A 21,981-nucleotide genomic window follows, 5' to 3' on the forward strand; every position below is an offset into this window, starting at 1 on the left:
CGGCACCGGCCGGCACTCGCTGGTACTGGAACACGCACTGCGGCCCCTGTTCGCCTACCTGCGTGCCGTCGTCGTCCCCACCGGGGTCTACGCCGCCTCCGAGGACTGGGGCGCCGAAGGACTCGCCGAACGGACCGACCGGGCCGCGGCGGAACTCGTCGCGCTGATGACCGGACCCCCCATCGTCGCGCCACCCGCCCAGCCGGCCTTCGAGTTCCGTCCGCCCGCGCCCACCGCACCGACCGCTGGGGGCCGGTGACCGGGTCCGGCAACGTGGCCCCGCCGGACGCGCCCGGGTGCTGCCGCGCGGCCATCCGGCACTCCCAGGGGCACGACGACGGCAACACGGCTCCCCCGGCACGCCGACCTGTGCCGGCCACGCACTGGCCGGCCACCACCTCACCTCGCAAGCACCCCGCTCTTCCACCTCACAGAGAAGGAACCGACATGACCAGCCCGCTGACGACGCGGACGCGCACCGGTCTCCTGGCCACGGCGGTGGTCGCCGCCCTCGCTGTCACGGCGACCGGTCCGGCCACGGCCGCCCCGGCGTCCACCACCTCGGCCGGCCCGGCGGCCCACACGCGCTTCTTCGCGCACCTTGACGTGAGCGACGGCCAGCGGCCGGAGAACATCACCCTGGAGCCCGGCGGCAGCGCGGTCGTCACCTTCGCCTACAACCGCCAGGTCGCCCGCATCACCCCCGACGGCCGGGCGCACGTCCTCGCGACGCTGCCCGAGCCGCCCGCCGGCTCCGTCACCCCGGCCCTCACCTCGCCGTTCCTCGGCGGGATCGTCCGTGCGCACGACGGGACGCTGTACTTCCTGTACGCCACCGGCAGCAGCGACCTGACCGGCCTGTGGCGCCTGCGGCCGGGCGGCACCCCGCACCGTATCGCCGCCCTCCCGGCCGACGGCCTGCCCAACGGCCTGGCGCTGGACGAGCACGGCGGACTGCTGTACGCGGCGGACTCGGTCCTGGGCACGGTCTGGCGCGTACCGCTCACCGGCGGGACCGCCACCGCGTGGTCCACGGCGCCCGAGCTGGCCGCCGACGGGTTCCTGGGCGCCAACGGCATCAAGGTCCACGGCGGCGCGGTCTGGGTGTCGAACCTGGACCGGGGCACCGTCCTGCGCATACCGGTCACCCGCCACGGCGCGGCCGGCCCCGTCTCGACCCGGGCCACCGGCCTGGTGGACATCGACGACTTCGCGTTCACCGGCCGCGGGGACACCCTGCTGGCCGCGATCAACAAGGACAACGAGGTGGCCCGGGTCGAGCCCGGCGGCCGGCACACCGTCGTGCTCACCGCCGCCGACGGACTTGAGGGGCCGACCTCACTCGCCGTACGCGGCCGCACGGCGTACGTCGCCAGCGCCGCCTACTTCACCAACGAGGACCCCAACCTCCTGGCCGCCCGGATCGTCCCGGCCCCCGGCAAGTAGGCCCGGACGTACGCGCACGACGAGAGACGAGCGAGAGGACAGCACGATGGACACACAGGACACGGCGGCGCCGACGACCGGGTTCGACCCGGACGCGTTCCTCGTCGTCCCGCCCAGGACCTTCGAGGACCTGCGCGTCGGCGAGGTGTTCCGGGCCCCCAGCCGCACCCTGACCGACGCCCACGCGGCGGCCTTCCAGACCGTCTCCGCGGACAACCACCCGGTGCACTACGACGCCGAGTGGGCGCGCCGGCACGGGCACTCCGCGCCGGTGGTGCACGGCCTCCAGGTACTGGCGTTCACCGCGCCGGGCGCCACGCTGTTCCCCCACTTCATCGGTGAGGTGTTCATCAGCTTCCTGGAGCTGTCCTGCACGTTCCTGGCCGAGGTGCACTCCGGGGACACCCTGTACCCGGCGCTCACCATCACCGCCCTGGAACCGCGCGGCGAGGAGGGTGTGGTGGTGACGGAGGCCACCATCCACAACCAGCGCGGCGAGCTCGTGCTGTCCGGACAGCACAAGTACCTGCTCCGGTGCGGGCAGACGCAGACGGACGCCGGGCCGGGGGCCTCCTGACCGCCTGCCCCGAGGACAGCCCTGGCCGGCGAGGTCGCCGGCCAGGGCTGAGCCATGAGCGGTGTGCGATCTTTCGGTGATCTCGGGCATCCGGAGAGGACCGGCCTTTGTCGTCGCCGTCCGGGAGGGAACCCGCGTGTCCGTACCTCTGCGCCCCGTTCGACGTGTGCGGAACGACCGACGTTTCGATCTGCGCACCACCGCCCTGTTCTTCCTGCTGCTCGCGGTCCTGTTGTGCCTCCTCGCGCTGGTGGTGCGGATGGCCGCGGGCATGGTCGAGCGGCGCCCGCTGTGGGCCGGGGTCCTGGCGGTGTTCGGCGTCGCGGCGGCTGTGCTGGGCCGGTCCAGGTGGCGCCGCTTCTCGGCCGCGGCATACGCGCGCCGAACCGCCCGCGCCCTGGAGGAAGCGGCCGCGGAGGCGTCCGTTCCGCTGCGGCCGGCCGAGGAGGCGTCCGTTCCGCCGCGGCCGGCCGACGAGGAGACGGCCGCGTTCCCCGGCGGTGTGGTGGACTGCGCCGAGCTTGAACCTGATGGTTTCGAGGAGGCCATAGCCGACCTGTGCACCCGTGACGGCTGTCAGGAGGTGGAGGTGGTGGGAGGCGCCGGCGACTTGGGGGCGGATGTCACCGCGATCACCCCGGACGGACGGCGCGTGGTGATCCAGTGCAAGCAGTACGGCGCGGCCAACAAGGTCGGCTCGCAGGACCTCCAGCGCTTCGGGGGAACCTGCTTCACCATTCACGAGGCCGATGTCGCGGCGGTCGTGACGACGAGCGACTTCACCGCGCCCGCTCTTGAGTACGCGCGCCAGTGCGGCATCGTGTGCGTCGACGGCCGCGCTCTGGACGCCTGGTGCCAGGGTACGGGGCCGAGTCCGTGGGACGGAACAGGCGTCGAGTGCTGACCGTGCGCGGTCGGTCACCCATCCACAACGGGCCGATGCTCCGTTAACATGATCGAACTCACGACAAGCACACCAACACCCAACACATCGGCCGAACAATTGATACCTAGAGCATCGCGGGTCAATCCGCCTCAAAAAAGCACAAATTCGTTCGCCGCATGGCGTCAACCCCGGACGGTGCTGTGGGCCGCGGCCGGTGTGGTGACCCTCGCGTTCCTCGTCGTGCTGGAGATCGCCGCGCGTCACTACGGTCTGCCGGGGCCGGTCACCTATCAGGCGCGAGAGCTGATATTTCCGCCTAAATCAGGGTTTCTGCTGTATGCCAGCATGGCGTTGACGATGGTGGTCCTCACCTGGCGTGAGCGGTTCATCGCGGTCGGCGTCGCGATCGGCATCGACATCGTCTTCCTGCTGGCGCGGTGGGCGGCCGGCGCCGACCTGACCGACGGCCACCCGTTCGGCAACGGCGCGTTGTGGGTCATCGTGGGCTGTGCGGTCATCGCGGTCACGCGCCGCACCGGCCGGGAACGCCTCCTGCTGCTGAAGGGCGTCGGGCTGGGCCTGCTGCTGGTGGCCGGCCGCAAGACGGGCGACACCTGGCTCCTCATCACGTCGAAGACCCGCCCGACGGTGCTCGACCCGTACGTGGCGACCGCCGACCACGCGCTGGGCAACCCGTCGTGGGTGGTGGGCCGGATCGTCCGGGCCACCGGCACGGTCGGCGCCCACGCTCTCGACTACGTCTACGCCCAGCTCGCGGTGGCCGCGGTCGTCGTCGCGATGTACCAGCTGCGCCACGTCGCGACCGAGCGCCGCTTCCCGCGCCACCATCTGGTGCGCACGTTCCTGGTCATCGGCCTCCTCGGGCCGGCCATCTACATGGTCTTCCCGGTGGTCGGGCCGGTCTTCGCCTACGGCGCCGACGGCGGGCACTGGGCGGTCGCCGACCTGTGGCCGCACACGCCGCCGCCGATCGGCACCCCGCACCCCATACCGTTCGACGAGATCACCCCGCGCAACTGCATGCCCAGCCTGCACACGGCGTGGGCCACCGCGATCTTCGTCCACTCCCGCAAGGGGCCGCGTCTCCTGCGTCACGCGGGTACGTTCTGGCTGATCGCCACGCTCACCGCCACACTCGGATTCGGTTACCACTACGGCGCCGATCTCCTCGCGGGCGTGGTGTTCACGCTGACGATCGAGGCGGCGCTCCGCGCGTTCGACCGGGGCTGGGACCGGTCCGGGATCCACTTGGTCGCCCACGGTACGGTCGTCTTCACGGCGCTTCTGCTGTCCTACCGTTTCGTGCCGGTGGAGATGGCCTCGTATCCGTGGCTGTTCGGCCCCCTTCTCCTCCTGGCGATGCTCTCCGTGGTCCACGGCTTCGTACGGACCACCGCCCTGTGGGAACCGAAGACCCCACCGATACCGCTTCCAGAACCGCAACCGGAACTGGGAGTCGTCCCCTGAGGCGCGCCGGGCCGCCCGGCCCTCGATCGCGTCGCTCGTCACGGGCGGACCGGATGGACGGTCCGGCTGTCATTCGGTGAGCGCGGCGTTGATGAGGGCCTTGATGTACGGGAGGTCGTTGCCGGCCCCTGTCGGGTTCAGGGAGTACACCAGGCGGTGCCGGAGGTCGCGGGTGGCGAAGAAGCCGTTGTCCCAGCCGGGACGGGAACCGGTTTTGCCCCACACCTCCTCGCCGTCCGGAAGCTGGTAGCGCATGAGTCCCCCGGTGCTGTAGCAGACCGCCGGGCCCGAGCAGTTGGTGTTGTCGGGGCCATTCGCGGCTATCGGCATCTCGAACACCAGTTTCTGCACGGCGGGTGGGAGCAGACGGCCCCGGAACAGGGCGGTCATGAAGCGGTCCAGGTCGGCGGCGGTGGAGATCATGCCTCCCTCGGCCCACGGGTACGGGCTCTGCTCGGTCACGTCCTGCCCCTCGACGTACACCTCCGCGTGGGGTGAGGGGATCGTCAGGTCGTCCGCGGCGGGCAGGCTGGTGTGGCGCAGGCGCAGCGGCCGGATGATCCTGCGCTCCAGTTCGGTGGCGAAGGAGTGGCCGGTGACCTTCTCCACGATCAGGCCGAGGACGAAGGAGTCGAGCCCGTTGTACTGCTGTTCGGAGCCGGGTTCGGGCGGCGTGCCGGTGGCCGCGGCGAACGACTCGCGCAGGAGGTCTTCGGGCGTCACGGACGCGAACTGCCATCCGGGCCCGTCGGCCGGCCCGGGTGTCGGGGCGGGCCTGGGCAGGCCGCTGGTGTGGTCGAGGAGGTGGTGCACGGTGACGCCGTCGTACGCCTCGGGCAGCACGTGGGGGACGTACCGCCGTGCCGGTGCGTCCAGGTCGATCCGGTGCTCGGCGATGAGTTGGAGTACCACCGTGTTGGTGAAGGCTTTGGTGACGCTGCCGGCCCGGAGGTACGCGTCAGCGGTGACCGGGCCGGCAGTGGCGCCCACACCGTCCTGACTGACCAACGCGCCCGCGACGATGTCGTCGGGCAAGTGGTCGAGGATGTCCTGGACGGTGGGGTCCGCGGACGTCGCGGCACGGGAAGCGGCAGGTGCGGCAGCCGCCGGCAGAACCGCACCGGCCGTGAGAGCAGAGGCCAGGACGAGAGTGGTGACGGCACGGCGCATGTGCATCGAGGTACCTCCGCGGTGATTGCGTGACTAAAGCGGCTGCATCAACTCTGCTGTGTGAAGGCGGCGTCGCCCATCAGTGATCGCCCTGACGACAACCCTGATCCGCCCCTGACCCACCGACTCCCCCACCGCGGCAGACCTCGGGCTGGCCACCACGCGCTGTTCGGGTTGCGGGTCCGCCGAGGTGTACGGGAAGGGCCCTGATCAACAGCGTGGCAGCCGGTCGGGCACCCCACAGCCAGGCTCGCCCCGAGCGCACGTACGCCCCGGCCTGGTCGGCCGCTCTTTGTCCTCTCAGTGGAAGAAGTTCCCAGGAATCCGTGCACAACTTCTTCCCAGGTTCGGCGGCCACTGCTACGTTCCCTGTCGAAAGCCCGACACTGGTGGCCGAAAATGGCGGGGAGGGGCACGTGAGACGCATGACGGCTCGACCGGCCAACGCGCACCAGGCCCGCCTGCTGAAGCTGCTGCGTGACGGTGGCCCCAACTCCCGGGCCCAGCTCGGCGACCAGGTCGACCTGTCCCGGTCCAAGCTGGCCGTGGAGGTGGACCGGCTGCTGGAGACGGGCCTGGTGGTGGCCGACGGACTCGCCGCCTCGCGCGGCGGCCGGCGCTCCCACAACGTCCGGCTCAACCCGGACCTCAGGTTCCTCGGTGTCGACATCGGCGCGACCTCGGTCGACGTCGCCGTCACCACCCCGGAACTGGAGATCCTCGGCCATCTCAACCAGCCCATGGACGTGCGCGAGGGGCCGGTCGCGGTCTTCGAGCAGGTTCTGGACATGGCCGGGAAGCTGAAGGCCGCGGGACTGGCCGAGGGCTTCGACGGCGCCGGGATCGGCGTCCCCGGACCGGTCCGCTTCCCCGAGGGCGTACCGGTCGCCCCGCCGATCATGCCCGGCTGGGACGGCTTCCCCGTCCGGGAGGCGCTCAGCCAGGAACTCGGCTGCCCGGTCATGGTCGACAACGACGTGAACCTCATGGCGATGGGAGAGCAGCACGCGGGAGTCGCCCGTACCACGGCCGACTTCCTCTGCGTCAAGATCGGCACCGGGATCGGCTGCGGCATCGTCGCGGGCGGCCGGGTGCACCGGGGCACCACCGGAAGCGCCGGCGACATCGGCCACATCCAGGCGGTGCCCGACGGCCGGCCCTGTGCCTGCGGCAACCGGGGCTGCCTGGAAGCCCACTTCAGCGGCGCGGCCCTGGCCCGGGACGCGACGCAGGCGGCCGGGCAGGGCCTGTCCGCCGAACTCGCGGCCCGGCTGGAGGCGAACGGCACCCTCACCGCCGTGGACGTCGCCGCCGCTGCCGCCGCGGGTGACGCCACCGCCCTCGAACTGATCCGTGAGGGAGGCACCCGGGTCGGCCAGGTCATCGCCGGACTCGTGTCCTTCTTCAACCCGGGCCTGGTGGTGATCGGCGGCGGGGTGACCGGCCTCGGCCACACCCTGCTCGCCGCGATCCGCACCCAGGTCTACCGCCAGTCCCTGCCGCTGGCCACCGGCAACCTGCCCATCGTCCTCGGGGAGTTGGGACCGAGCGCCGGTGTCATCGGCGCCGCCCGGCTGATCAGCGACCACCTCTTCTCACCCGCGTAGCCGCACCGCCCGCGCGGGCGACCACCGTTCCAACGGCGCAAACCGTCACCGGTCCGCCCGCGCAAGCCGTCACCGTCCAGCCCGCGCAAGCGAACCACCGTTCCGACGGCGCGAACCGTCACCGTCCGGCTCGCGAAACCGTCACCGTTCCGCGCGCAAGCGAACACCGTTCCGCTCGCCCACGCACCCCGTCCGCATCAGCGACCCCTTCCCGCACCACCCCCACTTACTCGTGTAACGCCGCTCCCTGGCCGCAGGGCGCTCGCCCCGCTACGCCCTGACACCGGTCCGCACGTCCGCCGAGGGGACTCACATGGCACCAGAACCGCCGCTGCTCAGCATGTCCGCAATCACCAAGTCGTTCCCCGGAGTCCGCGCCCTGGACGGCGTCGACCTCGACGTCCAGGCCGGGGAGGTGCACTGCCTGCTCGGCCAGAACGGCGCCGGGAAGTCCACGCTCATCAAGGTGCTGGCCGGTGCCCACCAGCCCGACGGCGGCAGCATCCGCTGGCGCGGCGAGCCGGTCACCCTGCGCTCCCCGATCGCCGCCATGCGCCTGGGCATCGCCACCATCTACCAGGAACTCGACCTGGTGGAACACCTGTCGGTGGCGGAGAACGTACACCTCGGCCACGAGCCGACGGCCGCCGGGTTCGTCGTCCGCGGGAAGGCGGCACGCGCCGCGACGACGGCGCTGCTGAAGCGGCTCGGGCATCCCGAGATCGATCCGGCCCGCCTGGTCGGGGAGTTGTCGGCGGCGCAGCAGCAGATCGTGTCCATGGCACGGGCCCTCTCCCACGACGTGCGGCTCATCGTGATGGACGAGCCGTCCGCCGCGCTCGACCCCGACGAGGTCGACAACCTCTTCCGGATCGTCGGCGACCTCACCGCCGACGGGGTCGCCGTCGTCTACATCTCGCACCGCCTGGAGGAGATCCGGCGCATCGGCGACCGGGTGACCGTGCTCAAGGACGGCCGGGCCGTCGCCGGCGGACTGCCCGCGAAGACCACCCCGACGCGGGACGTCGTCGCCCTGATGACGGGCCGCACCGTGGAGTACGTCTTCCCCGAGCGGCCCGCCCGGACACCGGAGGCCGAGCCCGTGCTCCGGGTGCGGGGCCTCGCCCGGGACGGCGAGTTCGCGCCGTTCGACCTCGATCTGCGCCCGGGAGAGATCGTCGGGCTCGCCGGACTCGTCGGCTCGGGGCGCTCGGAGATCCTGGAGACCGTCTACGGGGCACGCCGGCCCACCGCGGGCGAAGTCGTCGTCGACGGCCGCCGGTTGCGCACCGGGAGCGTCCGTGCCGCCGTACGGGCCGGAATAGGGCTCGCGCCCGAGGAGCGCAAGGCGCAGGCCCTGCTGATGCTGGAGTCCGTCACGCGGAACGTGTCGGTGTCCTCCCTGTCACGCTTCTCCCGGGTCGGCTGGATCGACCGGCGCGGCGAGCGCGGCGCCGCCCGGGCCGCGACCCGGGAGCTGTCGCTGCGCCCCGACAACCCGGACGTGCCGGTGCGCACCCTGTCCGGCGGCAACCAGCAGAAGGCCGTGCTCGCCCGCTGGCTGCTGCGCGGCTGCCGGGTGCTGCTGCTGGACGAGCCCACCCGCGGCGTCGACGTCGGCGCCCGCGCCGAGCTGTACGCGGTGGTGCGCCGGCTGGCGGACGAGGGCCTCGCCGTCCTGCTGGTCTCCAGCGAGGTGCCCGAGGTGCTGGGCCTCGCCGACCGCGTACTGGTGCTCCGCGAGGGCCGTGTCGTGCACACGGCACCCGCCCAGGAGCTGGATGAACACCGAGTCCTCGACCTCGTCATGGAAGGAAGCCCGGCGTCATGACGCAGCACGTCTCCCCGCCCCGGGACACCGCCGGCCCGACACCGCCGGCCCGGCTCCCCGTCTGGCGCGGCCTGCCGGCCCGCGCCGACCTGCGTACCCTCTCCCTGCTCGGGGTGCTCGCCGCGCTGGTCGTCATCGGCGGCGTCACCAAGCCCGACGAGTTCCTCGACACCCGCAACCTCCAACTGGTGCTGACCCAGGCGTCGGTGATCGGCGTGGTCACCGTCGGCATGACCTTCGTCATCACCTCGGGCGGCATCGACCTGTCGGTCGGCGCCATCGTCGCCCTCGCCTCCGTGTGGGCGACCACCGTCGCCACGCAGGAGTACGGCTTCGCCGGGATCCTCTTCACGGCGGTGGTCGTCGGTCTCGGCTGCGGGCTCGTCAACGGCCTGCTCATCGCGTACGGCGGGATGGTCCCCTTCATCGCCACCCTCGCCATGCTGGCGTCGGCGCGCGGACTCGCCCTCCAGATCACCGACGGCAAGACGCAGATCGTGAGCGTCGACGGCATCTTGAACCTCGGTGAACGCGACTCCTATGTGCTCGGCGTCCCGCCGCTGGTCCTGGTGTTCGCGAGCGTGACGGTCCTCGGCTGGCTGCTGCTCAACCGCACCACCTTCGGCAGGCGCACGGTCGCCGTCGGCGGCAACGCCGAGGCCGCCCGGCTCGCCGGCATCGACGTCCGCCGCCAGCGGCTCTACCTGTACCTGCTGTCCGGGCTGTGCTGCGGCATCGCCGCCTTCCTGCTGATCGTGCTCTCCGGCTCCGGCCAGAACACCAACGGCAACCTCTACGAACTCGACGCCATCGCCGCCGCCATCATCGGCGGCACCCTGCTCAGCGGGGGCCGCGGCACCGTCACCGGCTCCGTGCTCGGCGTGCTGATCTTCACGACGATCACGAACATCTTCGCCCTGAACAACCTCCAGAGCGACGTCCAGCAGATCGCCAAGGGCGCGATCATCGTCGCCGCCGTCCTGGTCCAGCGCCGTACCGCGAGCACGACCTGAGGAAAGGGTTCACCACCATGTCACAGCTGACGAGCCGCAGAGGACTGCTCTTCGGGACCGCCGCCGTCTCCGCCGGCGCCTTCCTCGCGGGCTGCACGAGCAACGAGACGAAGGACGAGAAGACGGCCGCGGACGCGCGGCCGGCCGCCGACGACAAGCCCGGCAAGCACGTCACCATCGGCTTCGCCGGACCGCAGGCCGACCACGGCTGGCTGAACGCCATCAACGACAACGCCAAGAACCGGGCGAAGAAGTACGCCGACGTCACCCTGGAGATCACCGAGGGCTCCAACGACACCGCCCAGCAGATCGGCCAGATCGAGACCCTGATCAACAAGAAGGTCGACGTCCTGGTCGTACTGCCCGCCGACGGCAAGGCCCTCACCCAGGTCGGCCTGAAGGCGATGCGCGCCGGCATCCCGGTCGTCAACCTGGACCGCATCTTCGACTCGGCGCAGGCCTACCGCTGCTGGATCGGCGGCGACAACTACGGCATGGGGCTCAACGCCGGGCACTACATCGGCGAGAAGCTCAAGGACAAGCCGGACGCCCGGGTCGTCGAACTCGCCGGCCTGGACAACCTGGAGCTGACCAAGCAGCGCACCCAGGGCTTCGACGACGCCTTGAAGAACTACCCGAACATCAAGAAGGTGGCCCGGCAGGCGGCCGAGTTCACCGTCGAGTCCGGCCAGGCCAAGATGGCGCAACTCCTCCAGGCGCAGCGGAAGTTCGACGCCCTGTGGAACCACGACGACGACCAGGGCGTGGGCGCGCTGCGCGCCATCCAGCAGGCCGGGCGGGACGACTTCCTGATGGTCGGCGGCGCGGGCGCCCTCTCCGCGTTCCAGGCCATCAAGCAGGACGACGGCGTGCTCAAGGCGACCGTCCTGTACCCGCCGACCATGGCGGCCTCCGCCATCGACCTGGCCCGCGCCCTCGGCCAGGGCAAGGGCGTCGGCGGTCTCGCCGAGTTCGAGATCCCGGCGTCCCTCACCCTCTACTCCGCCGTGGTCGACAAGACCAACGTCGACCGGTACATGCCCACCGGCTTCCGCTGAGCCGGCCCGCCCGCACCCCCCACCGCGCCACGACGAACGCGCCCCGACGACGAGGAGGACGAGCGCATGGAACAGCCGCAGCAGTCAGCCGGCCCCGAGGCCGCACCGGAGACGGCACCCGGGGCCGCACCGGACGCGGCACCGGACGCGGCACCCGGAGCCGGGAAGCCACCGCTGCGCGTCGGCATGGTCGGCTACGCCTTCATGGGCGCCGCCCACTCCCAGGGCTGGCGTACCGTGGGCCACGTCTTCGACCTGCCCCGCCGGCCGGTGCTGGCCGCGCTCTGCGGACGGGACGGCGCCGCCGCCCGGTCGGCTGCCGAGCGGCACGGCTGGGCCGCCGTGGAGACCGACTGGCGCGCGCTGGTCGCCCGGGACGACATCGACCTCGTGGACATCTGCACCCCCGGTGACAGTCACGCCGAGATCGCCGTCGCCGCGCTCGCCGCCGGCAAGCACGTCCTGTGCGAGAAGCCCCTCGCGAACACGGTCGCCGAGGCCGAGACGATGACGCGCGCGGCCGAGGAGGCGTACGGGCGCGGGCAGGTGGCGATGGTCGGCTTCAACTACCGCCGGGTGCCCGCGACCGCGTTCGCCCGCCGGCTGGTCGCCGACGGTCGGCTCGGCACGCTGCGGCACGTCCGGGTGACGTACCTCCAGGACTGGCTGGCCGACCCCGCCTTCCCGCTGACCTGGCGGTTGCGCAGGGAGCACGCCGGTTCCGGCGCGCTCGGGGACCTGGGCGCGCACATCGTGGACCTCGCCCAGTACCTGGCGGGCGAGCCGCTGGCCGGGGTGTCGGCGCTGACGGAGACCTTCGTCCGGGAGCGCCCGCTGCCCGGTGGCCCGAGCCGCGGTCTGGCGGCCGGGTCCGCGACGGGCACCCCGGGCGTGAGCACCGGCACGGTCACCGTGGACGACGCCGCCGTGTTCACCGGCCGGTTCGCCTCCGGTGCCCTCGCCGCCTTCGAGGCCACCCGGTACGCCACCGGCCGCAAGAACGCCCTGCGCATCGAACTCAACGGGGAGCGCGGCTCGCTCGCCTTCGACCTGGAGCGGCTGAACGAGCTGTGGTTCCACGACACCACCGGACCCGGCGCCGAGGCGGGCTTCCGCCGCATCCTCGTCACCGAGCCCGAGCACCCGTACCTGGACGCCTGGTGGCCGCCGGGCCACGGCCTCGGCTACGAGCACACCTTCGTCCACCAGGCCCGCGACCTGGTCCACGCCATCGCCGCGGGCACCCGCCCCGACCCCTCCTTCGCCGACGGACTCCAGGTGCAGCGCGTCCTGGCGGCGGTGGAGGAGAGCGCCGAGAAGAACTCCGTCTACACGCCCGTAGCGGGCTGAAGGAGGCCGCCCCTCATGCCGCGTCCGTTCACGCTGTTCACCGGCCAGTGGGCCGACCTGCCCCTGGCCGAGGTCTGCCGGCTCGCCCGGGACTTCGGCTACGACGGCCTCGAACTCGCCTGCTGGGGCGACCACTTCGAGGTCGACAAGGCCCTCGCCGACCCCGGCTACGTGAAGTCCCGGCACCAGCTCCTCGACTCCTACGGCCTGAAGTGCTGGGCGATCTCCAACCATCTCGTCGGGCAGGCGGTCTGCGACGCCATCATCGACGAGCGGCACCAGGCCATCCTGCCGGACGCGGTCTGGGCCGACGGCGACCCGGAGGGCGTACGGCGGCGCGCGGCCGACCGGATGAAGGACACCGCCCGTGCCGCGGCGGCCTTCGGCGTCGACACCGTCATCGGCTTCACCGGGTCGGCGATCTGGCACCTGGTCGCCATGTTCCCGCCCGCGCCCGAGTCGATGATCGAGCGCGGCTACCAGGACTTCGCCGACCGCTGGAACCCGATCCTCGACGTCTTCGACGCCGAGGGCGTGCGGTTCGCCCACGAGGTCCACCCCAGCGAGATCGCCTACGACTACTGGACCACCCACCGCGCCCTGGAGGCGGTCGGCCACCGCCGCGCCTTCGGGCTGAACTTCGACCCCTCCCACTTCGTGTGGCAGGACCTCGACCCGGTCGGCTTCCTGTGGGACTTCCGCGACCGGATCTACCACGTGGACTGCAAGGAGGCCCGCAAGCGGCTCGACGGCCGCAACGGGCGCCTCGGCTCCCACCTGCCCTGGGGGGACCCCCGCCGCGGCTGGGACTTCGTCTCCGCCGGACACGGCGACGTGCCCTGGGAGGACGTCTTCCGGATGCTGCGCTTCATCGGCTACGGCGGACCCGTCTCCGTGGAGTGGGAGGACGCCGGCATGGACCGGCTCCAGGGCGCACCCGAGGCCCTGGCCCGCCTGAAGACCTACGACTTCGAGCCGCCGTCGGCCTCGTTCGACGCGGCGTTCTCCAACTGACCCTTCCCGTCGGTTGGTCCACGGCTCCGGGACGACGGCGCGTCCCGGCGTAACTCACCCGCCCCGTACAACCAGCCCCACTCTGGAGGCCTTTCGTGCACGGGAACGATCGCACCACCCGCAACGGAACCCGCAGACCGCGCCTGCGCAAGGCGCTCGCCCTGTTCGGCGGCGCCCTGCTCGCGGGCGCCACCCTCACCCTCACCTCGCCCCAGGCCGGCGCAGCCGTCGCCGACCAGGACCCGGACGCGGCGGCCGAGGACTTCCAGCAGGTCACCCTCGCCAAGGGCGAGGCGGAGACCGGGGAGCCGATGTCGCTCGCCGTCCTCCCGGACCGCTCCGTCCTGCACACCTCCCGCGACGGCGAGCTGCGCCTGACGGACGCGGCCGGGAACACCAGGATCGCCGGCAAGCTCGCCGTGTACTCCCACGACGAGGAGGGTCTGCAAGGCGTCGGCGTCGACCCCGACTTCGCGACGAACCGTTTCATCTACCTGTACTACGCACCCCCGCTGAACACCCCGGCGGGCGACGCGCCCGAGACCGGCACCGCCGCCGACTTCGCCCCCTTCGACGGCGTCAACCGCCTCTCCCGCTTCGTGCTCAACACCGACGGCACCCTGGACACGGCCAGCGAGAAGAAGGTCCTCGACGTCCCCACCACCCGCGGCCTGTGCTGCCACGTCGGCGGTGACATCGACTTCGACGCGGCCGGCAACCTCTACCTGTCGACGGGCGACGACACCAACCCCTTCCAGTCGGACGGCTACACCCCGATCGACGAGCGCGCGGACCGCAACCCCGGCTTCGACGCCCAGCGCACCTCCGGCAACACCAACGACCTGCGCGGCAAGATCCTGCGCATCAAGGTCAACGCCGACGGCTCCTACTCCATCCCCGACGGCAACCTCTTCCCGCCCGGGACGGACAAGACCCGGCCCGAGATCTACGCGATGGGCTTCCGCAACCCGTTCCGGTTCAGCGTCGACAAGGAGACCGGCATCCTCTACGTCGGCGACTACGGTCCCGACGCCGGCGCCGCCGACCCGGGGCGCGGCCCGGCCGGACAGGTCGAGTTCGCCCGGGTGACCAAGCCGGGCAACTTCGGCTGGCCGTACTGCACCGGCGCCAACGACGCCTACGTCGACTACGACTTCGCGACCAAGACCTCCGGTGCCTCCTTCGACTGCTCCGCCCCGAAGAACACCTCCCCGCACAACACCGGCCTGACCGACCTGCCGCCGGCCCAGCCCGCCTGGATCCCCTACAACGGCCCGTCGGTCCCCGAGTTCGGCGACGGCTCCGAGTCCCCGATGGGCGGCCCGGTCTACCACTACGACCCCGCGCTCGACTCGCCGGTCAAGTTCCCCGAGGCCTACGACGGCGACTTCTTCGCCGGTGAGTTCGGCCGCCGCTGGATCAAGCGCATCACCAGCGACGCGGACGGCACCGTGCGGTCCATCAACAGCGTGCCCTGGACCGGCACCCAGGTGATGGACATGGCCTTCGGGCCCGACGGCGCGCTGTACGTCCTCGACTACGGCGTCTCCTGGTTCGGCGGCGACGAGAACTCGGCGCTGTACCGCATCGAGAACGCCACCGACGGCCACTCGCCCGTCGCCCAGGCCGCCGCGAGCCGCACCTCCGGCCAGGCACCGCTGAAGGTCCAGTTCTCCTCACAGGGCACGAGCGACCAGGACGGCGACGCGCTCACCTACAGCTGGGACTTCGGCGACGGCACGCGGTCGACCGACGCGAACCCCGCGCACACCTACCGCAAGAACGGCACCTACACGGCGACCGTGACCGCGAAGGACCCCTCGGGCCGCACCGGCGGCGCCAGTGTGCAGGTCGTCGTCGGCAACACCGCGCCCACGGTGGTGCTCCAGACCCCGAAGGACGGGCAGCTGTTCAGCTTCGGTGACGCCGTTCCCTTCACCGTGAAGGTGACCGACCCCGAGGACGGCCACCGGATCGACTGCGCCAAGGTCAAGGTCACCTTCGTCCTCGGCCACGACACCCACGGCCACCCGCTCACGTCCGCCACCGGCTGCACCGGCACCATCCAGACCAGCGCCGACGGCGGCCACGACGAGGACGCCAACATCTTCGGCGTCCTGAACGCCGAGTACACCGACAACGGAGGCGGCGGCCAGGCCGCGCTCACCTCGCACGACCAGAGCGTCCTCCAGCCCCGCCACCGCCAGGCCGAGCACTTCGGCAACGGCTCCGGCGTCTCGGTGATCGCCAAGGAGACGGCGCACGGCGGCAAGACCGTCGGCGACATCGACAACGGCGACTGGATCTCCTTCACCCCGTACGTCCTGGACAACGCCAAGAAGATCACCGCGCGCATCTCCTCCGGCGGCGCGGGCGGCACCCTGGAGGTCCGGGCCGGCTCGGCGGGCGGCACCCTGCTCGGCAAGGCGACCGTGCCGGTGACCGGCGGCTGGGAGACCTTCCAGGACGTCCAGGCCGACCTGTCCCGCGCCCCGCGCGGCACCACCACCCTCTACCTGGTGTTCAAGGGCGGCGCCGGAGCCCTGTTCGACGTCGACGACTTCACCTTCACCACGGGCTGAGAGGAGCGGCACATGCGCACAGTGACCGCCGTCGCGACGGCCGCGCTGCTCCTCGGCTGCGCCGCCGCACCGGCCGCGTCGCACGACGCGGACGACACCAAGCGGGTGCTGGTCTTCTCCAAGACGGCCGGCTTCCGGCACGACTCGATCCCCGACGGCGTCGCCGCGGTACGGCAGCTCGGCGAGAGCGGCGGCTTCACGGTCGACGCCACCGAGGACGCGGGCGCGTTCACCCCGTCCACCCTGCGGCGCTACGACGCCGTGGTGTTCCTGTCGACCACCGGGGACGTCCTCGACAGCGCCCAGCAGGCGGCGTTCGAGGACTACGTCCACCGCGGCGGCGGCTACGTCGGCGTCCACGCGGCGGCCGACACCGAGTACGACTGGGCGTTCTACGGCGGCCTCGCCGGCGCGTACTTCCAGTCGCACCCGGCGATCCAGCCGGCCACCGTGCGGGTCGAGGACCGCGCCCACCCGGCGACCTCGGGGCTGGCGCGGACCTGGAACCGGACCGACGAGTGGTACAACTACCGCTCCAACCCCCGGGGCCGGGCCCACGTCCTCGCCTCGCTCGACGAGTCGTCGTACACCGGCGGCACCATGAACGGCGACCATCCGATCGCCTGGTGCCAGGAGTACCAGGGCGGCCGGGCCTTCTACACCGGCGGCGGCCACACCAAGGAGTCGTACGCGGACCCGGAGTTCCGCCGGCACCTGCTGGGCGGCATCCGGTACGCGATCGGCGCCGTCCAGGCCGACTGCCGGCCGGAGAGCGGGTACACCGCCCTGTTCGACGGCGACTCGCTCGACGGCTGGCGACAGGCGGGCCCCGGCTCCTTCACCCTGTCCGACGACGGCACGCTCACCTCGTCCGGCGGGATGGGCCTGCTCTGGTACGCCGGCCGGAGCTTCGGGTCGTACTCCCTGAAGCTCGACTGGAAGGCGGCCGGCGACGACAACTCGGGGGTGTTCGTGGGCTTCCCGCCCTCGGACGACCCGTGGTCGGCCGTGGACAACGGCTACGAGATCCAGATCGACGCCACCGACGTCCCGGAGAAGACCACCGGGTCCGTCTACGGCTTCCGGTCCGCCGACCTGAAGAAGCGCGACCGTGCGCTGAACCCGCCGGGGGAGTGGAACACGTACGAGATCCGGGTCGAGGGCGAACGCCTTCGGATCTGGCTCAACGGCGTGAAGATCAACGATTTCACCAACACCGATCCGGCCCGGAGCCTCACCGACGGGCACATCGGCATCCAGAACCACGGAGCCGGTGACGAGGTGTCCTTCCGCGACATCCGGATCAGGGAACTGCCCGCGAAGGGCCACTGAACGGCGGCGGGCGGGAGACGCCGGACTCCCGCCCGCCGCCACCACCTCCGCACGCCCCAACCCCCCACGTACGGCGTCATTCCCCACCGCTCCCGGTGCCCGCGCTCGTCAAGGAGGCTGCCCATGTCCGCGCCCCCCGCCCGTTCCCCGCGTGTCGGCGTCTGGCTGATCGGGGCCCGTGGGTCCGTCGCCACCACCGTGGTCGCGGGCTGCGCCGCGCTGACGGCGGGCCTGCACCGGCCGACGGGCCTGGTCACCGAGGGCCCGGCGTTCGCCGGCAGCGGCCTGCCCGCGCTGACGTCCCTGGTCTTCGGCGGCCACGACACCACGGACTGCCCGCTGCCCAAGCGCGCCGAACAGCTCGCCGCCGGCGGGGTCCTCCCGCCCGGCCTCCCCACGGCCGTCGCCGCCGAACTCGCCGCCGCCGACCGGGACATCAGGACCGGCGGCCCCCTTCCCGGCGACACCCGCACCGCCGGGGAACTGATCACCGCCTTCACCGAGGACCTGCGCGACTTCGTACGACGCCACGGTCTGGCCCGCGCGGTGGTGGTGAACGTCGCCTCCACCGAGCCGGCCGCGACCGGTACGGCCCTCCCGCCCAGCTCCCTCTACGCGGCGGCAGCCCTGCGCGCCGGCTGCCCGTACGTCAACTTCACCCCCTCGACCGGGCTGCACCACCCCGCGCTCGCCGGCCTCGCGGCCTCCAGCGGGCTGCCGTACGCCGGCCGTGACGGCAAGACCGGGCAGACGCTGCTGCGTTCCGCCCTCGGCCCGATGTTCGCCCAGCGGGCACTGGACGTGCGGGCCTGGTCCGGCACGAACCTCCTCGGCGGCGGGGACGGCGCCGTCCTCGCCGACCCGGCCGCCGCGGCGGCGAAGAACGCCGGCAAGGAGCGCGTCCTCGCCGACACCCTCGGCACGGTCCCCGAGGGCGAGGTCCACATCGACGACGTACCGGCGCTCGGCGACTGGAAGACCGCGTGGGACCACATCGCCTTCGACGGCTTCCTCGGCACCCGCATGGTCCTCCAGACCATCTGGCAGGGCTGCGACTCGGCCCTGGCGGCGCCCCTGGTCCTGGACCTGGCCCGCCTGACGGCCCGCGCCCACGAGACCGGCCGCGCCGGCCCGCTCACCGCCCTGTCCTTCTACTTCAAGGACCCGGTGGGCACCGCCCCGGCGGCCCTGGCCGACCAGTACACCGCGCTCCTGCGCTTCGCCCACGCCCTGGGGGACCCCGAGTGAGCGCGGTACCGAGCGGCACGTACGGCCACGTCCCGCACGGGCCCGGCGGGCCGGTGCCGTACTCCCCCGGTCGCTCGCGTCCCGCCGGGCGGCTGCGGGCGTGGGCCGAACTGCTGCGGTTGCCCGCCCTGTTCACCGTTCCCGGGGACGCGCTCGCCGGAGCGGCGGCCGTGGGCGCCCGGCCGGGGCGCGGGTGCCTGCTCGCCGTCGGTTCGTCGCTGTGCCTGTACGAGGCCGGGATGGCGCTGAACGACTGGGCCGACCGCGCCGAGGACGCCGTGGAGCGCCCGCACCGGCCGCTGCCGTCCGGCAGGGTCCGGCCCGCCGCCGCCCTCACCGCGGCCTGCGCCCTCACGGCCGCCGGGCTCGCCCTGGCCGCCCGCGCGGGGCGCCCGGCGCTGGCGGTCGCCACCCCGCTCGCGGCCACCGTGTGGTCGTACGACCTCCTGCTCAAGCGGACCCCGGCGGGCCCGGCCGCGATGGCCGCCGCCCGCGCCCTGGACCTGCTGCTCGGGGCCGCCGCCGGTGCCGGACGTCTCCGGCCGGCCCTGTCGTCGGCGGCCCTGCTCGGCACCCACACGCTCGCGGTCACGGCCGTCTCCCGGCAGGAGACCCGCGGCGGCTCCCCGCTCGCCCCGCTCGCCGCGCTGGCCGCCACCGGTGCGGTGACCCGGCTGCTGCCCGACCGCCCGCTCACCGCCGCGCTCGCCGTCGGCTACGCCCAGACCACGGCCCGCCCCTACCTCCACGCCTCCCTCAACCCGTCACCCCCGCTCACCCAGCGCGCGGTCGGCGCCGGCATCCGCGCCACGATCCCGCTCCAGGCCGCCCTCGCCGCCCGCGCCGGAGCCGGGGCGACCGCCCTGATCACAGCGGCCCTCGGCCCACTGGCCGCCCGCGCGGCGAGAAGGGTGAGCGTCACATGAGCCTCGTCCGCGCCCGCCGGGGCGACCACGCCGCCACCGTCACCGCAGCACCCGGGCGGTCGGTCAGGGAAGGGAGCGCCGCGTGAACGCCCTGCGCTTCGGCTACGGCACCAACGGTCTCGCCGATCTCCGGCTGGACGACGCCCTCGCCCTGCTCGCCGACCTCGGGTACGACGGTGTCGGACTGACCCTCGACCACATGCACCTCGACCCGCTCGCCCCCGGCCTGGCCGGCCGTACCCGGCGGGTGGCCCGGCGCCTGGCCGGGCTGGGGCTCGACGTGGCCGTGGAGACCGGCGCCCGGTACGTCCTCGATCCGCGCCGCAAACACGGTCCCTCGCTGCTCGACCCCGACCCCGGGGCCCGCGCCCGGCGCGTGGACCTGCTGCTGCGGGCGGTGCGAGTGGCCGCCGACCTCGGTGCCACGGCCGTGCACTGCTTCAGCGGAATCGTTCCGCCGACCGATCCCGGCCCGGCGCCGGCGTGGGAGCGGCTCGCCGCCTCCCTCTCCCCCGTCCTCGACGCCGCCGCGTCCGCCGGTCTTCCCCTCGCCGTCGAACCGGAGCCGGGCCACCTCCTCGCGAGCCTCGCCGACTTCCACCACCTGCGCCGCCTCCTCGGCGATCCGCCCGCGCTCGGCCTCACCCTCGACATCGGCCACTGCCAGTGCCTGGAGCCGCTGCCGCCCGCCGACTGCGTACGCGCCGCCGCGCCCTGGCTACGGCACGTGCAGATCGAGGACATGCGGCGGGGCGTGCACGACCACCTCCCCTTCGGCGAGGGCGAGATCGACTTCCCGCCCGTCCTCACGGCCCTTGCCGCCACCGGCTACCGGGGCCTGACGGTCGTGGAACTGCCCCGCCACTCCCACGCCGGCCCCCACCACGCCGCCACCTCCCTGCCGTTCCTCCGCCGCGCGACCGCCCGCACCCCGGCCACCGCGCACGAAGGGAGCACCCCGTGACCCGATCGACCGCCGCGACGCCCTCACCCGACGCGCTGCGCGACCACCTCGACACCCACCTCGATGCGCCCGCGCGCGCCTGGCTGCGCGCAGCGCTGGCCGAGGCCGCCGACCACCCCGGCGGACACGGCCCGATCTCCGCGTGGGAGCTGCGGCTGGCCGAGGCCGGCCGCCGCTGCGGCAGCCGGTACGCCGACGCCGCCCGTGTCCTGATCCTGTACACGGCCCGCGCCGACCTCGCCGCCGTCACCCGCGTCTACCGGCAGGGCACCGCCGCCGAACGCCGGGCCGTGCTGCTCGCCCTGCCCCACCTCGTCCCCGGCCCGGACGCCCTCCCCCTCGTCGAGGACGCCCTGCGCACGAACGACACCCGGCTGCTGGCCGCCGCCGTCGGCCCTTACGCGGCCCGCCACCTCGACGCCCACGGCTGGCGGCAGGCCGTACTGAAGTGCCTGTTCACCGGCGTCCCCGTCGAGGCGGTGGCCGATCTCGCCGAGCGCGCACGCGACGACGCCGAACTCGCCCGGATGCTCACCGACTTCGCGGCCGAGCGCACCGCCGCCGGCCGCCCCGTCCCCGGCGGCCTGTACCGCGTGCTCGCCCTCGCCACCGCACAGTCCGGCAAGGAGACCTCCTGATGCGCCTGTTCGACCCGCACATCCACATGACGTCCCGGACCACGGACGACTACGAGGCCATGCGCGACGCGGGCGTCCGCGCGGTGGTCGAGCCGTCGTTCTGGCTGGGCCAGCCCCGCACCTCCCCCGCCTCCTTCCTCGACTACTTCGACTCGCTGCTGGGCTGGGAGCCGTTCCGGGCCGCCCAGTACGGCATCGCCCACCACTGCACGCTCGCCCTCAACCCGAAGGAGGCCAACGACCCGCGCTGCGCCCCCGTCCTGGACGAGCTGCCGCGCTACCTCGTCAAGGACCAGGTCGTCGCGGTGGGCGAGATCGGGTACGACGCGATGACCCCGGCCGAGGACAAAGCCCTCGCCGCCCAGCTCCAGCTCGCCGCGGACCACGGCCTGCCCGCGCTCGTGCACACCCCGCACCGCGACAAGCTCGCCGGTCTGCGCCGCACGCTCGACGTCGTCCGCGAGTCCGCCCTGCCCGTCGACCGGGTCCTGGTCGACCACCTCAACGAGACGACCGTGCGGGACGCCAAGGACAGCGGCTGCTGGCTCGGTTTCTCCGTCTACCCCGACACCAAGATGGACGAGCGGCGGATGGTGGCGATCCTGCGCGCCCACGGCCCCGAGAAGGTGCTGGTGAACTCGGCCGCAGACTGGGGCCGCAGCGACCCGCTGAAGACCCGCCGGGTGGCCGACCTGATGCTGGCCGAGGGCTTCACCGAGGACGACGTCGACCGGGTGCTGTGGCGCAACCCGGTCGCGTTCTACGGCATGAGCGGTCGGCTGGAGCTGGACGTCGTCCCGCCCGAGACCACCCACGAGGGCAACTCCCTGCTGCGCGGCGGTGAGTGAGCG

Annotated in this window: 19 protein-coding genes; 18 read left to right on the top strand and 1 reads right to left on the bottom strand. The window is 72.8% G+C overall.

The window, feature by feature from the left end; all coding sequences use genetic code 11:
- From AQJ11_RS38195 to AQJ11_RS38215, 5 genes are all read left to right on the top strand, one after another.
- Positions 1-259 (top strand): NADPH-dependent FMN reductase family protein (locus AQJ11_RS38195; RefSeq protein WP_482256568.1); only part of this gene is annotated, 259 nt, incomplete at its 5' end.
- A 188-nt stretch (positions 260-447) separates the two neighbouring features.
- On the top strand, positions 448-1,446 hold the full coding sequence (locus tag AQJ11_RS38200; RefSeq protein ID WP_059266405.1) for an SMP-30/gluconolactonase/LRE family protein: 999 nt from the start codon (positions 448-450) through the stop codon (positions 1,444-1,446).
- A gap of 46 nt (positions 1,447-1,492) precedes the next feature.
- On the top strand, positions 1,493-2,023 hold the full coding sequence (locus AQJ11_RS38205) for a MaoC family dehydratase (RefSeq protein WP_059266406.1): 531 nt from the start codon (positions 1,493-1,495) through the stop codon (positions 2,021-2,023).
- A gap of 166 nt (positions 2,024-2,189) precedes the next feature.
- Complete coding sequence (locus AQJ11_RS38210) at positions 2,190-2,927, top strand: restriction endonuclease (RefSeq protein WP_059266407.1); 738 nt, start codon at positions 2,190-2,192, stop codon at positions 2,925-2,927.
- Between the two features lie 177 nt (positions 2,928-3,104).
- Positions 3,105-4,397, top strand: coding sequence for a phosphatase PAP2 family protein (locus AQJ11_RS38215; protein WP_059266408.1), 1,293 nt, complete (start codon positions 3,105-3,107; stop codon positions 4,395-4,397).
- Between the two features lie 69 nt (positions 4,398-4,466).
- Here AQJ11_RS38215 and AQJ11_RS38220 read toward each other — a convergent pair whose 3' ends face one another.
- Entirely contained in the window at positions 4,467-5,573 is a 1,107-nt protein-coding gene (locus AQJ11_RS38220) for a serine hydrolase domain-containing protein (protein WP_059266409.1), read from the bottom strand.
- A gap of 419 nt (positions 5,574-5,992) precedes the next feature.
- Here AQJ11_RS38220 and AQJ11_RS38225 point away from each other — a divergent pair, with 419 nt between their 5' ends.
- The 13 genes from AQJ11_RS38225 to AQJ11_RS38285 all read left to right on the top strand — a co-directional run bounded on the left by AQJ11_RS38225 (position 5,993) and on the right by AQJ11_RS38285 (position 21,978).
- Positions 5,993-7,174 carry an ROK family transcriptional regulator gene (locus AQJ11_RS38225; protein WP_041664793.1) on the top strand — a complete coding sequence of 394 codons (1,182 nt, stop codon included), beginning with the start codon at positions 5,993-5,995 and terminating at the stop codon, positions 7,172-7,174.
- A gap of 313 nt (positions 7,175-7,487) precedes the next feature.
- The gene (locus tag AQJ11_RS38230) at positions 7,488-9,005 is read left to right on the top strand and encodes a sugar ABC transporter ATP-binding protein (protein WP_014669357.1); all 1,518 of its coding nucleotides are present in this window, start codon (positions 7,488-7,490) and stop codon (positions 9,003-9,005) included.
- The gene (locus tag AQJ11_RS38235; RefSeq protein WP_014669356.1) at positions 9,002-10,018 is read left to right on the top strand and encodes an ABC transporter permease; all 1,017 of its coding nucleotides are present in this window, start codon (positions 9,002-9,004) and stop codon (positions 10,016-10,018) included. The genes AQJ11_RS38230 and AQJ11_RS38235 overlap by 4 nt, the downstream gene beginning before the upstream one ends.
- A 17-nt stretch (positions 10,019-10,035) precedes the next feature.
- On the top strand, positions 10,036-11,076 hold the full coding sequence (locus AQJ11_RS38240; protein ID WP_014669355.1) for a substrate-binding domain-containing protein: 1,041 nt from the start codon (positions 10,036-10,038) through the stop codon (positions 11,074-11,076).
- Positions 11,077-11,142: 66 nt separating this feature from the next.
- Positions 11,143-12,426 (top strand): Gfo/Idh/MocA family protein, encoded by a 1,284-nt coding sequence (locus AQJ11_RS38245; protein ID WP_059266410.1) that lies wholly within the window; start codon positions 11,143-11,145, stop codon positions 12,424-12,426.
- A gap of 15 nt (positions 12,427-12,441) precedes the next feature.
- The gene (locus AQJ11_RS38250) at positions 12,442-13,440 is read left to right on the top strand and encodes a sugar phosphate isomerase/epimerase family protein (RefSeq protein WP_058084896.1); all 999 of its coding nucleotides are present in this window, start codon (positions 12,442-12,444) and stop codon (positions 13,438-13,440) included.
- Between the two features lie 95 nt (positions 13,441-13,535).
- Positions 13,536-16,022, top strand: coding sequence for a PQQ-dependent sugar dehydrogenase (locus tag AQJ11_RS38255; protein ID WP_059266411.1), 2,487 nt, complete (start codon positions 13,536-13,538; stop codon positions 16,020-16,022).
- Between the two features lie 12 nt (positions 16,023-16,034).
- Complete coding sequence (locus AQJ11_RS38260; protein WP_014669351.1) at positions 16,035-17,354, top strand: ThuA domain-containing protein; 1,320 nt, start codon at positions 16,035-16,037, stop codon at positions 17,352-17,354.
- 123 nt (positions 17,355-17,477) lie between these two features.
- A complete protein-coding gene (locus tag AQJ11_RS38265; RefSeq protein WP_059266412.1) occupies positions 17,478-18,602 on the top strand; it encodes an inositol-3-phosphate synthase in 1,125 nt (374 codons plus the stop codon).
- Positions 18,599-19,528: an SCO3242 family prenyltransferase gene (locus AQJ11_RS38270; protein WP_059266413.1), complete on the top strand. Its 930-nt coding sequence runs from the start codon at positions 18,599-18,601 to the stop codon at positions 19,526-19,528. The genes AQJ11_RS38265 and AQJ11_RS38270 overlap by 4 nt, the downstream gene beginning before the upstream one ends.
- Positions 19,529-19,610: 82 nt before the next feature.
- Entirely contained in the window at positions 19,611-20,492 is an 882-nt protein-coding gene (locus tag AQJ11_RS38275; protein WP_059266414.1) for a sugar phosphate isomerase/epimerase family protein, read from the top strand.
- Complete coding sequence (locus AQJ11_RS38280; protein WP_059266415.1) at positions 20,489-21,130, top strand: EboA domain-containing protein; 642 nt, start codon at positions 20,489-20,491, stop codon at positions 21,128-21,130. Before AQJ11_RS38275 ends, AQJ11_RS38280 begins: the two co-directional genes overlap by 4 nt.
- Positions 21,130-21,978 (top strand): TatD family hydrolase, encoded by an 849-nt coding sequence (locus tag AQJ11_RS38285; RefSeq protein ID WP_059266416.1) that lies wholly within the window; start codon positions 21,130-21,132, stop codon positions 21,976-21,978. The genes AQJ11_RS38280 and AQJ11_RS38285 overlap by 1 nt, the downstream gene beginning before the upstream one ends.
- Positions 21,979-21,981 lie beyond the last annotated feature (3 nt).

Source organism: Streptomyces corchorusii (assembly GCF_001514055.1).
Lineage (GTDB): Bacteria > Actinomycetota > Actinomycetes > Streptomycetales > Streptomycetaceae > Streptomyces > Streptomyces olivaceoviridis.